This window comes from Streptomyces sp. CC208A (genome assembly GCF_030010625.1).
Lineage (GTDB): Bacteria > Actinomycetota > Actinomycetes > Streptomycetales > Streptomycetaceae > Streptomyces.
On record NZ_JASCXN010000027.1, the window covers coordinates 17,960 to 32,838 of the forward strand.

14 protein-coding genes are annotated in these 14,879 nt (G+C 74.8%); 12 read left to right on the forward strand and 2 right to left on the reverse strand.

The features are described 5' to 3' along the window. Positions 1-11: 11 nt before the first annotated feature. From rpoZ to QK442_RS25805, 4 genes are all read left to right on the forward strand, one after another. Positions 12-284: a DNA-directed RNA polymerase subunit omega gene (rpoZ, locus tag QK442_RS25790; protein WP_030493615.1), complete on the forward strand. Its 273-nt coding sequence runs from the start codon at positions 12-14 to the stop codon at positions 282-284. A gap of 119 nt (positions 285-403) precedes the next feature. Then, a complete protein-coding gene (coaBC, locus tag QK442_RS25795; RefSeq protein ID WP_282696452.1) occupies positions 404-1,618 on the forward strand; it encodes a bifunctional phosphopantothenoylcysteine decarboxylase/phosphopantothenate--cysteine ligase CoaBC in 1,215 nt (404 codons plus the stop codon). Positions 1,619-1,859: 241 nt separating this feature from the next. Then, the gene (gene metK / locus QK442_RS25800; RefSeq protein WP_282696453.1) at positions 1,860-3,068 is read left to right on the forward strand and encodes a methionine adenosyltransferase; all 1,209 of its coding nucleotides are present in this window, start codon (positions 1,860-1,862) and stop codon (positions 3,066-3,068) included. Positions 3,069-3,162: 94 nt separating this feature from the next. Next, positions 3,163-5,301, forward strand: a complete 2,139-nt coding sequence (locus QK442_RS25805) for a primosomal protein N' (protein ID WP_282696454.1) — start codon at positions 3,163-3,165, stop codon at positions 5,299-5,301. A gap of 99 nt (positions 5,302-5,400) precedes the next feature. On the opposite strand, the gene QK442_RS25810 is transcribed toward QK442_RS25805, so the two are convergent. Further along, positions 5,401-5,916, reverse strand: coding sequence for a hypothetical protein (locus tag QK442_RS25810; RefSeq protein ID WP_282696455.1), 516 nt, complete (start codon positions 5,914-5,916; stop codon positions 5,401-5,403). Between the two features lie 226 nt (positions 5,917-6,142). Between QK442_RS25810 and fmt the strand changes: the two genes are divergently transcribed. Beyond that, positions 6,143-7,075: a methionyl-tRNA formyltransferase gene (fmt, locus tag QK442_RS25815; protein ID WP_282696456.1), complete on the forward strand. Its 933-nt coding sequence runs from the start codon at positions 6,143-6,145 to the stop codon at positions 7,073-7,075. Between the two features lie 17 nt (positions 7,076-7,092). On the opposite strand, the gene QK442_RS25820 is transcribed toward fmt, so the two are convergent. After that, on the reverse strand, positions 7,093-7,398 hold the full coding sequence (locus QK442_RS25820; RefSeq protein ID WP_282696457.1) for a hypothetical protein: 306 nt from the start codon (positions 7,396-7,398) through the stop codon (positions 7,093-7,095). Positions 7,399-7,543: 145 nt separating this feature from the next. Between QK442_RS25820 and QK442_RS25825 the strand changes: the two genes are divergently transcribed. The 7 genes from QK442_RS25825 (at position 7,544) to QK442_RS25855 (ending at position 14,561) form a co-directional block, all read left to right on the forward strand. Next, the gene (locus QK442_RS25825; RefSeq protein ID WP_282696458.1) at positions 7,544-8,956 is read left to right on the forward strand and encodes a transcription antitermination factor NusB; all 1,413 of its coding nucleotides are present in this window, start codon (positions 7,544-7,546) and stop codon (positions 8,954-8,956) included. Between the two features lie 96 nt (positions 8,957-9,052). Further along, positions 9,053-9,736, forward strand: coding sequence for a ribulose-phosphate 3-epimerase (rpe, locus tag QK442_RS25830; protein WP_282696459.1), 684 nt, complete (start codon positions 9,053-9,055; stop codon positions 9,734-9,736). A 153-nt stretch (positions 9,737-9,889) separates the two neighbouring features. Further along, positions 9,890-10,915 carry a sugar-binding domain-containing protein gene (locus QK442_RS25835; protein WP_282696530.1) on the forward strand — a complete coding sequence of 342 codons (1,026 nt, stop codon included), beginning with the start codon at positions 9,890-9,892 and terminating at the stop codon, positions 10,913-10,915. 182 nt (positions 10,916-11,097) lie between these two features. Next, on the forward strand, positions 11,098-11,550 hold the full coding sequence (locus tag QK442_RS25840; protein ID WP_282696460.1) for a ribonuclease domain-containing protein: 453 nt from the start codon (positions 11,098-11,100) through the stop codon (positions 11,548-11,550). Beyond that, positions 11,537-11,878, forward strand: a complete 342-nt coding sequence (locus QK442_RS25845) for a barstar family protein (protein ID WP_282696461.1) — start codon at positions 11,537-11,539, stop codon at positions 11,876-11,878. Before QK442_RS25840 ends, QK442_RS25845 begins: the two co-directional genes overlap by 14 nt. A gap of 180 nt (positions 11,879-12,058) precedes the next feature. Continuing rightward, complete coding sequence (locus tag QK442_RS25850) at positions 12,059-13,078, forward strand: sugar phosphate nucleotidyltransferase (protein ID WP_282696462.1); 1,020 nt, start codon at positions 12,059-12,061, stop codon at positions 13,076-13,078. 40 nt (positions 13,079-13,118) lie between these two features. After that, on the forward strand, positions 13,119-14,561 hold the full coding sequence (locus tag QK442_RS25855; protein ID WP_282696463.1) for a GuaB1 family IMP dehydrogenase-related protein: 1,443 nt from the start codon (positions 13,119-13,121) through the stop codon (positions 14,559-14,561). The last annotated feature ends 318 nt before the right edge of the window (positions 14,562-14,879 follow it).

Sequence of the window (14,879 nt, forward strand, 5' to 3'; positions counted from 1 at the left end):
GAAGGTAGAGCGTGTCCTCTTCCATCACCGCGCCCGAGGGCATCATCAACCCGCCGATCGACGAGCTGCTCGAGGCCACTGACTCGAAGTACAGCCTCGTGATCTACGCGGCCAAGCGCGCGCGTCAGATCAACGCGTACTACTCGCAGCTCGGTGAGGGCCTGCTGGAGTACGTCGGCCCCCTCGTCGACACCCACGTCCACGAGAAGCCGCTCTCGATCGCCCTGCGCGAGATCAACGCGGGTCTGCTGACCTCCGAGGCCGTCGAGGGCCCCGTTCAGTAAGCGTTGCGTGTGTCACCACAGGCCCGGCGGTCCTTCCGCCGGGCCTGTGGTGTCTCATGGAGCCGACAGTGGAGTCGTAACCCATCCGAGTGCGCCTGCGAGCGCGGGGAGTGACAGCCGTGACCAAGCCGAAGGTCGTTCTGGGCGTGAGCGGCGGCATCGCCGCCTACAAGGCGTGCGAGCTGCTGCGCCGGCTCACCGAGTCGGGCCACGACGTCCGCGTCGTCCCCACCGACTCCGCCCTCCACTTCGTCGGCGCCGCCACCTGGTCCGCGCTCTCCGGCAACCCCGTCTCCACCGAGGTCTGGGAGACCGTCCACGAGGTGCCGCACGTCCGCATCGGGCAGGGCGCCGACCTCGTCGTCGTCGCCCCCGCCACCGCCGACATGCTCGCCAAGGCCGCCCACGGCCTCGCCGACGACCTGCTCACCAACACGCTGCTCACCGCGCGCTGTCCGGTCGTCTTCGCCCCCGCCATGCACACCGAGATGTGGGAGCACCCGGCCACCCAGGAGAACGTGGCCACCCTGCGCCGCCGCGGCGCCGTCGTCATCGAGCCCGCCGTCGGCCGGCTCACCGGCGTCGACACCGGCAAGGGCCGCCTCCCCGAGCCCGGCGAGATCTTCGAGGTCTGCCGGAGGATCCTCGCCCGCGGCGTCACCACCCCCGACCTCGCGGGCCGGCACGTCGTGGTGAGCGCCGGCGGCACCCGCGAGCCCCTGGACCCCGTCCGCTACCTGGGCAACCGCTCCAGCGGCAAGCAGGGATACGCCCTCGCCGGCGCCGCCGCCGCGCGCGGCGCCCGGGTCACCCTCGTCGAGGCCAACACCGGCATGCCCGACCCGGCCGGCGTCGACGTCGTCCACGTCGGCACCGCCGTCCAGCTCCGCGAGGCCGTCCTCAAGGCCGCCGCCGACGCCGACGCGGTCGTCATGGCCGCCGCCGTCGCCGACTTCCGCCCGGCCGTCTACGCCACCGGAAAGATCAAGAAGACGGACGACGGCGGGGCGCCCACCGTCGAACTGGTCCGCAACCCGGACGTCCTCGCCGAGCTCTCCGCCGACCGCGCGCTGCCCGGCCAGGTCGTCGTCGGCTTCGCCGCCGAGACCGACGACGTGCTCGTCAACGGCCGCGCCAAGCTCGCCCGCAAGGGCTGCGACCTCCTCGTCGTCAACGAGGTCGGCGAGCACAAGACCTTCGGCTCGGCGGAGAACGAGGCCGTGGTCCTCGCCGCCGACGGCACCGAGACCCCGGTCCCGTACGGCCCGAAGGAAGCCCTCGCCGAGACCGTCTGGGACCTGGTCCTGCCGCGCCTGCGGGAACGGTCCGCCTGAACCGGAAGCGGGCCGAGGGGGCGCGAGAAACGCCGGGGCGCGAGTGATCTGCGCCCCACCGGGCGCCCCCTCCCGGCCCCGCGCAAGGCCGTTTCGAGCCGTCCGCGGGCATTCGTCAGGCGAGACACCTGGTCCAAGGCCCGACCTGGCCCGATAGACTGTCCGTGGAACGTCGCGGGGCGCAGCCCCCTGCCGGTCCGCGAAGAGACAGCCAGCAGCCGCTGCAACCCCAGGGAGCGTTGTGTCCCGTCGTCTGTTCACCTCGGAATCCGTCACCGAGGGGCACCCCGACAAGATCGCTGACCAGATCAGCGACACCATCCTCGACGCGCTGCTCCGGGAGGACCCCACCTCCCGCGTCGCCGTCGAGACGCTGATCACCACCGGCCTCGTGCACGTCGCCGGCGAGGTGACCACCAAGGCGTGGGCGGACATCCCGACCCTCGTCCGCAACAAGATCCTCGAGATCGGGTACGACTCCTCGAAGAAGGGCTTCGACGGCGCCTCCTGCGGCGTGTCGGTGTCCATCGGGTCGCAGTCCCCGGACATCGCGCAGGGTGTCGACACCGCGTACGAGAAGCGTGTCGAGGGTGACGAGGACGAGCTGGACAAGCAGGGCGCCGGCGACCAGGGCCTGATGTTCGGCTACGCGTCGGACGAGACCCCCGAGCTGATGCCGCTGCCGATCCACCTGGCGCACCGGCTCTCCCGCCGCCTCACCGAGGTCCGCAAGAACGGGACCATCCCCTACCTGCGCCCCGACGGCAAGACCCAGGTCACCATCGAGTACGACGGCGACAAGGCCGTCCGTCTCGACACGGTCGTCGTCTCCTCGCAGCACGCCTCGGACATCGACCTCGACTCGCTGCTCGCGCCCGACATCCGCGAGTTCGTCGTCGAGCACGTCCTGAAGGAGCTCGTCGAGGACGGCATCAAGCTCGACACCGACGGCTACCGCCTCCTGGTCAACCCGACCGGCCGCTTCGAGATCGGCGGTCCGATGGGCGACGCGGGCCTGACCGGTCGCAAGATCATCATCGACACCTACGGCGGCATGGCCCGCCACGGCGGCGGCGCCTTCTCCGGCAAGGACCCGTCCAAGGTCGACCGCTCGGCCGCCTACGCCATGCGCTGGGTCGCCAAGAACGTCGTCGCCGCGGGCCTCGCCGCCCGCTGCGAGGTCCAGGTCGCGTACGCGATCGGCAAGGCCGAGCCCGTCGGTCTCTTCGTCGAGACCTTCGGCACCAACACGGTGGAGACCGAGAAGATCGAGAACGCCATCGGCGAGGTCTTCGACCTCCGTCCGGCCGCGATCATCCGCGACCTCGACCTGCTCCGCCCGATCTACTCCCAGACCGCCGCCTACGGCCACTTCGGCCGCGAGCTGCCGGACTTCACCTGGGAGCGGACCGACCGCGTCGACGCCCTGAAGAAGGCCGCCGGCCTGTAAGCGGCACCCGGCACACGGAAGCCCGGCACCCCTTGGGGGGTGCCGGGCTTCCGCCGTCCGGCCGCTGTCCGAGCCGTCTGGTAGGTATGGGGCTGTGAGCAGCGAGAAGGGGAACGGAGTGAGTGGCGACGGGCCCGAGCAGCTCGCGCTCATCCGGGAGACCGTGCGGAAGGCGAAGGTGCCGCGGGCCAAGCCGCGGACGTGGCGGGACGCCGCGCTCGCCAAGGAGCTGCCGGTCGCCCGGGTGGTGGTCAACAAGGGGGCGCTCCACCTCGACCAGTTCTTCGACTACGCGGTGCCCGAGGAGCTGGACGCCGACGCCCGGCCCGGGGTGCGGGTGCGGGTGCGGTTCGGCGCCGGGGCCGGACAGGTGCGGGGCGGCCGGCGCGAGGGCGGCCGGCTCATCGACGGCTTCCTCGTCGAGCGGCGCGCCGCCTCCGACTACGCGGGGCCACTGGCCGCGCTCGCCGACGTCGTCTCGCCCGAGCCCGTGCTCGGCCCCGAGCTCCTCGCCCTCGCCCGCGCCGTCGCCGACCGGTACGCGGGCAGCCTCGCCGACGTGCTCCAGCTCGCCGTGCCGCCGCGCAACGCCGCCGCCGAGCGCCGCCCCTCGCCCCCGCCGCTGCCACCGCCCCCACCGCCAGGGCCCGGCACGTGGAGCCGGTACGAGCAGGGGCCCGCGTTCCTGGAGTCGCTGGCGCGCGGCGGGACACCCCGGGCGGTGTGGAACGCGCTGCCGGGACCGCACTGGGCCGAGGAGATCGCCCGCGCCGTCGTCGCGACCCTCGCCTCCGGCCGCGGCGCCCTCGTCGTCGTCCCCGACGGACGGGCCGCCGCACGGGTCGACGCGGCGCTCACCACCGTCCTGGGGGAGGGCCGGCACGCGCTGCTCACCGCCGAGGCCGGACCCGAGAAGCGGTACGCGCGGTGGCTCGCCGTCCGGCGCGGCTCCGTGCGCGCCGTCGTCGGCACCCGCGCCGCCATGTTCGCGCCGGTACGGGACCTGGGCCTCGCCGTCGTCTGGGACGACGGCGACGGCAGCCACAGCGATCCGCACGCCCCCCAGCCGCACGCCCGCGAGGTCCTGCTGCTGCGCGCCGGCCACGACCGGTGCGCCTTCCTCCTCGGCTCCACCAGCTGCACCGTGGAGGCCGCCCAGCTCGTCGAGTCCGGCTGGGCCCGGCCGCTCGCCGCGAGCCGCGAGGAGGTCCGCAGGGCCGCGCCCCTCGTCCGTACCGTCGGAGACGACCAGCTCGCCCGCGACGGGGCCGCGCGGGCCGCCCGGCTGCCCTCACTCGCCTGGGAGACCCTCCGGGACGGGCTGCGCACCGGGCCGGTCCTGATCCAGGTGCCCCGGCGGGGGTACGTGCCCCGGCTCGCCTGCCAGCAGTGCCGGACGCCCGCCCGCTGCCGCCACTGCGCCGGACCCCTTGAGGCCCCCGAGCAGCGCGCGCTGCACTGCGGCTGGTGCGGGCGCGAGGCCCCCGACTGGCACTGCGAGGCCTGCGGCTCCGCCCGGCTGCGCGCCCAGGTCGTCGGCGCCCGGCGGACCGCGGAGGAGCTGGGCCGGGCCTTCCCCGCCGTGCCGGTACGGACCTCAGGACGCGACCACGTCCTGGACCGGGTGCCGGACCGGCCCGCCCTCGTCGTCTCCACCCCCGGCGCCGAACCGGTCGCCGACGGCGGCTACACGGCGGCGCTGCTGCTCGACGGCTGGGCCCTGCTCGGCCGCCCCGACCTGCGGGCCGGGGAGGAGGCGCTGCGCCGCTGGATCGACGCGGCCTCGCTGGTCCGGGGCCAGGCCGAGGGCGGCACCGTGGTGGTGGTCGCCGAGCCGACGCTCCGGCCCGTGCAGGCCCTCGTCCGCTGGGACCCGGTGGGCCACGCCCAGCGGGAGCTGGCCGAGCGCGCCGAGCTGGGCTTCCCGCCGGTCTCCCGGATGGCGGCGGTCACCGGTGCGCCCGAGTCGGTGGAGGCCTTCCTCGCGGCCGCCGCGCTGCCCATGGACGCGGAGATCCTCGGCCCGGTGCCGCTGCCGGTGGTACGGCCCGGGTCCGTCCGGCGCCCCGGCGACCCGCCGCCCGGCGAGCAGTGGGACCGCGCCCTGGTCCGGGTCCCGCCGGGCAGCGGCGCGGCCCTGGCCCAGGCCCTCAAGCACACCCGCGCGAGCCGCCAGGCCCGGGGCACCGGCGACACCGTCCGGATCAGGGTGGACCCGCCGGACATCGGCTGAGGGTCTCTCGCTCGACTCGCTCGGCCGGGGGGCCGGACACGGCGACGGCCGCCGCCCCCTCGGTCCAGGGGGTGGCGGCCGTGTGTCGGCTCCGCCGCGTCAGCCGTTGCGCGGGACGGGGAAGGCGGGGGAGCGGGGCTCCTCCCGGAGGGCGGCGCTGCCCGAGGTGGGCTGCGGCGGCATCGCACGGGCGGCCGGCACCGCCGGGATGGCGCGGGCCACGCCCGCCTCGGCACCGCGCTCCGGCTCCACCGCGGGCTGCTGGGGCGCCCGGCGGGCCCCGTAACGGCGGTGCACGGCCTGCTTGGTGACCCCGAGCGCGGAACCCACGGCGTCCCAGGAGAACCCGAGGGAGCGGTCGAACTCGACGGCGGCGGTCACCAGGGTCTCGACGCTGTCGCGGAGCTCCTGGGCGAGCCGCACGGTGGGGGCGGGGGCGCGGCCGTAGACGACGAAGCCCGTGGACGGGCCGGAGCGGCGAGGGCGGTAGACATTGCCCAGCTGGGCCGTGAGCGTGCGCAGTGCGTCCACCTGCCGCCGGACCCGCTCGATGTCCCGCACCAACAGGTGCAGACTTGCCCGGGCTTGGGCGTCGTGGGTTGCGTGGTCGGCCATGTGAAAGCCTCTCGAACCGGCGATGGTAAGGGCGGGCCGCAGGGGGGACGGCGGCCCGATTCGGTCAATCTCTCTTGACCAACGCGCCACCGGGAGTTGGGTCACGCTGCGGGGGCGTACACGCATATGCGCGGGGCGCTCGCCGCCGCGTACGCCCCCTGGGGGCCGGACGCCTAGACTGGTGCGTCGCCCGCAACGCCCCCGGACAGACAGGCAGTCGCCACCCATGAAGCTGGTCTTCGCAGGCACCCCCGAGGTCGCCGTCCCCGCCCTGGACGCCCTGCTCGCCTCCGGCCGCCACGAGGTCGCCGCCGTGGTCACCCGGCCGGACGCGCCCGCGGGCCGAGGCCGGCGCATGGTCGCCAGCCCGGTCGCGCAGCGGGCCGAGGAGGAGGGCATCGAGATCCTGCGGCCCGCCCACCCGCGCGACGAGGACTTCCTCGCCCGGCTGCGCGAGATCGCGCCGGACTGCTGCCCGGTCGTCGCCTACGGCGCGCTGCTGCCGCAGAAGGCCCTGGACATCCCGGCGCACGGCTGGGTCAACCTGCACTTCTCCCTCCTCCCGGCCTGGCGCGGCGCGGCCCCCGTCCAGCACGCGCTGATGGCGGGCGACGAGGTGACCGGCGCCAGCACCTTCCAGATCGAGAAGGGGCTCGACTCGGGACCGGTCTACGGCGTGGTCACCGAGGAGATCCGCCCCACCGACACCAGCGGCGACCTGCTCACCCGGCTCGCCTTCGCGGGCGCCGGGCTGCTCGTGGCCACCATGGACGGCATCGAGGACGGCACCCTCAAGGCGGTCCCGCAGCCCGCCGAGGGCGTCACCCTCGCCCCCAAGATCGAGGTCGAGGACGCCCACGTCGACTTCACCGCGCCCGCCCTCCGGGTGGACCGGGTCGTCCGGGGCTGCACCCCGGCCCCCGGCGCCTGGACCCTCTTCCGCGGCGAGCGCCTCAAGCTGATCCAGGCCGCACCCCTCCCCGACCGCACCGACCTCGCCCCCGGCGAGCTGGCGGCCGGCAAGAACAACGTGTACGCGGGCACCGGCTCGTACGCGGTCGAGCTCCTCTGGGTCCAGCCCCAGGGCAAGAAGCCCATGAAGGCCGCCGACTGGGCCCGCGGCGTCCGCATCGCGCCGGGGGAGCGGCTGGGGGCGTAGCCCCGCCCGCACGGCCCTCAGACGGCGGCCTCGGCCTCCCCCCACCTGCGCCAGAGCGTGTGGGCCCAGTCGGGGGCCCCGGGCCCGGGGCGCGGCACCACCGGGGGCGGTGCCGGGGCGGTCTCGACGAGGTGGACGAGGGTCCACGCCAGGCCGTAGCAGTCGTCCGGGCCGAAGCAGCGGGCGAGCGCCGCGGCCTCCTCGGCCGTGACCGGTCGGGGGACCGACTGGAGCTGCCGCTCGCGCCGCTCGATCTCCTCCTCGTCCGCCTCCTGGTCGGGCAGCGGGCCGTCGGTGACGAAGGTCCGTACGTCAGGTCTCATGGCCGCATGACCGGCCCCGGCCTCCGGCGAGAGCAACGTGGCCCGGGCCCGCGCCGCCCGGCCGGGCGGGCCGCTGGATCCGCCGCCCCCCGCGGCGACGTAGGCTGGGAGGGTTCGACCCTCCATTTCGTCACGCGGAGCACCTTTGAGCGAGCAGGCACGTCGCCGTCCCCCCAAGCCCCACCGCCGGCCCAAGAAGGACCCGGTGCGGATGCTCGCCTTCGAGGTGCTGCGGGCCGTCGACGAGCGGGACGCGTACGCCAACCTCGTGCTGCCGCCGCTGCTGCGGAAGGCGCGCGAGAAGGAGGGGTTCGAGGCGCGGGACGCGGCGCTCGCGACCGAGCTGGTGTACGGGACGCTGCGTCGGCAGGGCACGTACGACGCGATCATCGCCGCCTGTGTCGACCGGCCGCTGCGCGAGGTCGACCCGCCGGTGCTCGACGTGCTGTCGCTCGGCGCGCACCAGCTGCTCGGAACGCGGATCCCGCCGCACGCCGCCGTCTCCGCCACCGTCGAGCTGGCGCGGGTGGTGCTGGGCGAGGGGCGCGCGAAGTTCGTCAACGCCGTCCTGCGGAAGATCACGCGGCAGGACCTGGACGCCTGGCTGGCCGAGGTCGCCCCGCCGTACGAGGAGGACGCCGAGGACCACCTCGCCGTCGTGCACTCCCACCCCCGCTGGGTGGTCTCCGCACTGTGGGACGCGCTCGGCGGCGGTCGCGCCGGCATCGAGGCGCTCCTGGAGGCCGACAACGAGCGGCCCGAGGTCACCCTCGTCGCCCGGCCCGGCCGTGCCACCGTCGAGGAGCTGGCCGGTGCCGCCGAGACCGAGCCGGGGCGCTGGTCGCCGTACGCGCTGCGGCTCACCGACGGCGGCGAGCCCGGCGCCATCGAGGCCGTGCGGGAGAGCCGGGCCGGCGTCCAGGACGAGGGCAGCCAGCTCGTCGCGATCGCCCTGGCCAACGCGCCCCTCGACGGGCCCGACACCCGCTGGCTCGACGGCTGCGCGGGGCCCGGCGGCAAGGCCGCCCTCCTCGGCGCGCTGGCCGCCGAGCGCGGCGCCGCCCTGCTCGCCTCCGAGAAGCAGCCGCACCGCGCCCGGCTCGTCGAGCGCGCCCTGGCCGGCAACCCCGGCCCGTACCAGGTCATCGCCGCCGACGGCACACGCCCGCCGTGGCGCGAGGGCTCCTTCGACCGCGTCCTGGTCGACGTGCCCTGCTCCGGGCTCGGCGCGCTCCGCCGCCGCCCCGAGGCCCGCTGGCGCCGCCGCCCCGAGGACCTCGACGGCTTCGCGCCGCTCCAGCGCGGACTGCTCACCGAGGCGCTGCGGGCCGTCCGCGTCGGCGGCGTCGTCGGTTACGCGACCTGCTCGCCGCACCTCGCCGAGACCCGGGTCGTCGTGGACGACGTCCTGAAGAAGACCGGCGGCGCCGAGCTGATCGACGCCCGGCCGCTCCTCCCCGGCGTCGACCGCCTCGGCGACGGCCCCGACATCCAGCTGTGGCCGCATCTGCACGGTACGGACGCCATGTACCTGGCGCTGATCCGCCGGACGGCCTGACGGTTTCCGCTGGTCTGCCCCCGTACGTCCGGTGCCGGAACGGCCGAGCACCGGACCGCGGCAAAGAAGTCGCCAAGAACGTGGCAGGCTTGGCACATGGCGCAGATCAATCCCAGCATCCTCTCAGCGGACTTCGCCCGCCTCGCGGACGAGGCCAAGGCCGTCGACGGCGCCGACTGGCTGCACGTCGACGTCATGGACAACCACTTCGTGCCCAACCTGACGCTGGGCGTGCCGATCGTCGAGTCCCTCAGCCGCGCGACCGACACCCCCCTCGACTGCCACCTGATGATCGAGGACCCGGACCGCTGGGCGCCGCAGTACGTGGAGGCCGGCGCCGGCTCCGTGACCTTCCACGTCGAGGCCGCCGCCGCGCCGGTCCGGCTCGCCCGGGAGATCCGCGCCAAGGGCGCCAGGGCCTCCATGGCGCTCAAGCCGGCCACCCCGATCGAGCCCTTCGAGGACCTGCTCCCCGAGCTCGACATGCTGCTCATCATGACCGTGGAGCCCGGCTTCGGCGGCCAGGCCTTCCTCGACATCATGCTGCCCAAGATCCGCCGCACCCGTGAGCTGATCACCAAGCACGGCCTGGAACTGTGGCTCCAGGTCGACGGGGGCGTCTCGGAGTCCACCATCGAGCGCTGCGCCGAGGCCGGCGCCGACGTCTTCGTGGCCGGCTCCGCGGTCTACGGGGCGGCCGACCCGGCCGCGGCCGTGGCCGCGCTGAGGGCCAGGGCGGACGCCGCCACGGCCGGTGCCGCCTGGGCGTGTGGCCACTGAGCCTCCGGCCGGTGAACGCGGTCCGACGGGCCGCCGACAGGACTGATCAAGGCCCGCCGTTTCTGACAGGATGAACAGCGGGTCCAGAGTGTGAACGAACACGGATCGTGGACAGCGGTGCGTGACAGCAGTGAGGAGATCGCGGTGGCGGGAATGTCGGCGGGACGGTCGGCCCTGCGGATGGGCCCCGCGGAGCTGGTGCAGGCGGCGGCCATGGCGCGCCGCTTCTACCTGGAGGGGAAGTCCAAGATCCAGATCGCCGAGGAGTTCGGCGTGAGCCGCTTCAAGGTGGCCCGGGTCCTGGAGACCGCTCTGGAACGGGATCTCGTACGCATCGAGATCCGGGTACCGGCCGAGCTGGACGCCGAACGCTCCGACGCGCTGCGCGCCCGCTACGGGCTCCGGCACGCGGTCGTCGTCGAGTCCCCGGCCGAGGACGACGAGTCGCCGGATCCGGAGAACCTCGGCGAGGTCGCCGCCGACCTGCTCGGCGAGCTGGTCAACGAGGGCGACGTCCTCGGCCTGGCCTGGGGCCGCTCGACCATCCACATGGCGGCCGCCCTCGACCGGCTGCCGCCGTGCACGGTCGTCCAGCTCACCGGCGTGTACGACGCCGGGACCGCCGAGCGCGGCTCGGTGGAGGCGGTCCGGCGCGCCGCCCAGGTCTCCGGCGGCGAGGCCCACCCCATCTACGCGCCCATGCTGCTGCCCGACCCGGCGACGGCCGCGGCGCTGCGCAGCCAGACCGGCATCGCCCGGGCCTTCGAGTACTTCGACAAGGTCACCGTCGCCTGCGTCTCCATCGGCTCCTGGGAGCCGGGCATCTCCACCGTCCACGACATGCTCTCCGAGGAGGAGCGCGCCCACTACGCCTCCCTCGGCGTGGCCGCCGAGATGTCCGCTCACCTCTTCGACGCCGAGGGCCGCCGGGTCGGCCGCGACCTGGGCGAGCGGTGCATCACCGTCGAGGCCGACCGGCTGCGCCGGATCCCCGAGGTCGTCGCCATCGCGGGCGGGCAGCGGAAGGCGGCGGCGATCGGGGCGGTGCTCCGCTCCGGGCTCGTCACCAGCCTGGTCACCGACCGCTCCGCGGCCGACTACCTGCTCACCGAGTTCAGCCCCGGCCCGCGCCCGGCCCTCGACCGGGCCGACCCGGACACGGGCGGCACCGGCCGCTGACGGCACCGGACCGGAGGGCGTGCCGGACCGGAGGGCGTGCCGGACCGGAGGGTGCCAAACCGAAGGTGCCGGACCGGAGGGCGTCGGCCGTTCTCGTACGGGCGGCGCCCTCCGTGTGTCCGGCGGGTCGGCCGTCCGCGCGGCCCCGCCCCGGGAACGGGCGGGCGTGACAGCATCGGGGCATGATCGCTCGCTGTGTCCGGCTGGGGCTCGCCCTCCTGGCCGGGGTGTCGCTGCTCCTCACGGGCTGCTCCGCCGGGACCGGAACGCCCACCGCCACCGCCGCCCCCACCCGTACCGCCGCGACGGCGGACCCCGCCCCCTCCGCCGCCTCGCGCGCCTCCCGCCTCCCCACCGTCCGCGAGGCGGAGCTGCCGCCCGAGGCGCGCACGACCCTCGCGCTCATCCGCAGCGGCGGGCCCTTCCCGTACGCCAAGGACGGCACCGTCTTCTCGAACTTCGAGCGGATCCTGCCGAGGGAGAAGCGCGGCTACTACCACGAGTACACCGTCCGCACCCCCGGCGAACGCGACCGCGGGGCCCGCCGCATCGTCACCGGCGGGCGCGGGGAGACGTACTACACGGACGACCACTACCAGAGCTTCCGGGAGGTGGTCGGCGATGAGACTGGATGACCCCGTCGTCCTCGATCTGTACGGCGTGACCGACAAGGCGGACTTCATGGACCGCTGCGCCGCCGTGCTCGCGCTGCCGGCCTGGTTCGGCCGCAACTGGGACGCCCTCGCCGAGGCCCTCGGCGAGCTGCCCCGGCCCGTCGCCGTCGTCGTCACCCACTGGCAGGAATACGCCCGGCGCGCCCCGCGCGACTGGGAGACCGCCCAGGAGGTCTTCGCCGCCGCCGTCGAGGATTCCCCCGGGCGGCTGTCGGTGCTGATCGCCCTCGGGGACGGGCGCCGGGAGAGCACGGACGGACGGGACGGGCCGGAGCCGGGAGGCGGTTGAGGGGCGGCGCGGGCCCGGCGCGTACTCCCTGGGGAGTACGGGGTGCGCCGGGGGAGTACGCGTGGGTGTCGGCAGACGGGGGACGCCCGAGGCGGCGCCCGTTCCTAGCGTGGAGGGCGTCGGGTGGAGACGCCGCCCGGCGCCGCTCCGGCGGCTCCCCCTTCCGTCAGGAGGCTCCCCGTGCGGACCCTTTCCCCCGCCCCGTCGTCCTCTTCCCCCTCCACCGCCCGGCCTTCCGGCACCGCCGGCACGGACCGCCGGGCGCGGCTCGGCTCCCGGGCCGTCCTGGCCGCGGCCGGCACCGCCGTGGTGGCCATCGCCGCCGCCGACCTGCTCAACCCGGGGTACAGCCCGGTCACCGAGGTGATCAGCCGGTACGTGAACGGCCCCGCGGGCTGGCTGATCACCACGGCGCTGTTCCTGATCGCGGGTGCCTCCGGCCACCTCGGGGCCCGGCTGCCGTACGCGGTGCAGACCGTGCCGCGCGGGCTCGCCGACGCCCTGCTGGTCGCCGCGGACTTCATCGGCGGCCGGCGCGTCGCCCTGGTCCTCGGCGACAACGTCTTTCACGCCCCCGGGCTGCCGAAGCTGATGCGCCGCGAGATCGCGGGACTCGACGGCTGCACCCTCTTCGGCAGCCGCGTCCCCGATCCGCACCGCTACGGCGTCGCCGCGCCAGCCCCGGACGGCAGCCTCCTCGGCCTGGAGGAGAAGCCCGCGGTCCCGCGCAGCGACCTCGCCGTCACCGGCCTCTGCCTCTACGACAACGAGGCCGTACGGTACGCGGCCGGGCTGACCCCCTCGGCCCGCGGCGAACTGGAGATCACCGATCTCAACCGGCGTTTCCTCGCCGAGGGCCGGGCCCGGCTGGTCCCGGTGGGGCCCGGCACCACCTGGATGGACGCGGGGACGCCGGACAGCCTCCTGGACGCGGGCGTCTTCGCCCGCCGGCTCCACCGACGCGGCGTCCCCTTCCCCACCCTGGAGGACGCGGCCCGCACCTCCGGCTTCCTGCCCGAGGAGCTGCCGGTGGCGGCCGACGCGCGCGTCCGACCCCGCCGGACGGGCCGGGGGAGCCCGTCGGCCGACAGTTCTCGTGCGATCCTCCGAAGGCTCTGCGGCGAGCCTCGGAGGATTCGCCCGGGACCGGTAGGGGTACCAGCGTGGGACAATGAACTACGTGCTTTTTCCCCTGGCTGAAATGCCTAGGGGCCGATCCGAACGACTGGGATGTCAGCACGTGCGTTTCCTCAATGACGTCAAGCCGCCGTACGACCTCACGTACGACGATGTGTTCATGGTGCCGAGCCGCTCCGCCGTCGGCTCCCGCCAGGCCGTGGACCTCTCCGCCCCCGACGGCACCGGTACGACGATCCCGCTGGTCGTCGCCAACATGACCGCGATCGCCGGCCGCCGCATGGCCGAGACCGTCGCCCGCCGTGGCGGCCTCGTCGTCATCCCCCAGGACATCCCGATCGAGGTCGTCACCGAGGTCATCTCCTGGGTGAAGGGCCGCCACCTGGTCCTCGACACGCCGATCGTGCTGGAGCCGCACCAGACCGTCGCCGACGCCCTCGCGCTGCTGCCCAAGCGGGCGCACGAGGCCGGTGTCGTCGTCGACGAGCACCGCCGCCCGGTGGGTGTCGTCACCGACGCCGACCTGACCGGCGTGGACCGCTTCACCCAGCTCGCCGAGGTCATGTCCAAGGACCTGCTCCTCCTCGACGCGGACATCGACCCCCGCGAGGCGTTCAACGTCCTCGACGGCGCCAACCGCCGCTACGCCCCCGCCGTCGACGCCGACGGCAAGCTGGCCGGCATCCTCACCCGCAAGGGCGCCCTGCGCGCCACCCTGTACACCCCGGCCGTGGACGCCAACGGCAGGCTGCGGATCGCCGCCGCCGTCGGCATCAACGGCGACGTGGCGGGCAAGGCCAAGCAGCTGCTCGACGCGGGCGTCGACACGCTCGTCATCGACACCGCGCACGGCCACCAGGAGTCGATGGTCTCCGCCATCCGGACCGTCCGGGCGCTCGACCCGCAGGTCCCGATCGTCGCGGGCAACATCGTCGCCGCCGAGGGCGTCAAGGACCTCATCGAGGCCGGCGCGGACATCATCAAGGTCGGTGTCGGCCCCGGCGCCATGTGCACCACCCGCATGATGACCGGCGTGGGCCGCCCGCAGTTCTCCGCCGTCATGGAGTGCGCCGCCGAGGCGAAGAAGTACGGCAAGCACGTCTGGGCCGACGGTGGCGTGCGGCACCCGCGCGACGTCGCCATGGCGCTCGCCGCCGGCGCGTCCAACGTGATGATCGGCTCCTGGTTCGCCGGGACGTACGAGTCCCCCGGCGACCTCCAGCACGACGCGCAGGGCCGCGCCTACAAGGAGTCCTTCGGCATGGCCTCGGCCCGCGCGGTGCGCAACCGCACGAGCGACGAGTCCGCGTACGACCGGGCCCGCAAGGCGCTGTTCGAGGAGGGCATCTCGACCTCCCGGATGTTCCTCGACCCGGCCCGCCCGGGCGTCGAGGACCTGATCGACTCGATCATCGCGGGCGTGCGCTCCTCGTGCACCTACGCGGGCGCGAGCAACCTCGCGGAGTTCGAGGAGAAGGCGGTCGTCGGGATCCAGTCCGCCGCGGGCTACGCCGAGGGCAAGCCCCTCCACGCCAGCTGGAGCTGACCCCCTCCTTTCCGGTGCGAACGCCGGCGGGGCCGAGTCCTTCGGCCCCGCCGGCGTTCGGCGTGTCAGGCCCCGTTCGACGTCCGCCGCCGGGGGCGTTCTGATCGGAGCATGGGCCGCGGCGAGGACCGGGGGCCGAAGGGCGGCGCCACCGCGACGAGGGCCGCGGCGTGCTGCGCCCGGCTCACGGGCATCGGGTTCGGCGTGCCCTGCGCGTACGGGCTCGTGCACTTCGCCCGCCACGGCGAGGTCTGGACCTTCCTGGGCTTCCCCGCATACGGCGGGGGCCCCTTCGAGCGGATCGGGCTGAGGACCGGC

What these genes read in the sequence shown, in the direction of transcription:
- QK442_RS25810 (WP_282696455.1), bottom strand. Translation starts at nt 5,916, where the DNA reads ATGGCCGACCACGCAACCCACGACGCCCAAGCCCGGGCAAGTCTGCAC.
- QK442_RS25820 (WP_282696457.1), bottom strand. Translation starts at nt 7,398, where the DNA reads ATGAGACCTGACGTACGGACCTTCGTCACCGACGGCCCGCTGCCCGAC.
- QK442_RS25845 (WP_282696461.1), top strand. Translation starts at nt 11,537, where the DNA reads ATGAGACTGGATGACCCCGTCGTCCTCGATCTGTACGGCGTGACCGAC.
- QK442_RS25835 (WP_282696530.1), top strand. Translation starts at nt 9,890, where the DNA reads ATGTCGGCGGGACGGTCGGCCCTGCGGATGGGCCCCGCGGAGCTGGTG.
- fmt (WP_282696456.1), top strand. Translation starts at nt 6,143, where the DNA reads ATGAAGCTGGTCTTCGCAGGCACCCCCGAGGTCGCCGTCCCCGCCCTG.
- QK442_RS25840 (WP_282696460.1), top strand. Translation starts at nt 11,098, where the DNA reads ATGATCGCTCGCTGTGTCCGGCTGGGGCTCGCCCTCCTGGCCGGGGTG.
- rpe (WP_282696459.1), top strand. Translation starts at nt 9,053, where the DNA reads ATGGCGCAGATCAATCCCAGCATCCTCTCAGCGGACTTCGCCCGCCTC.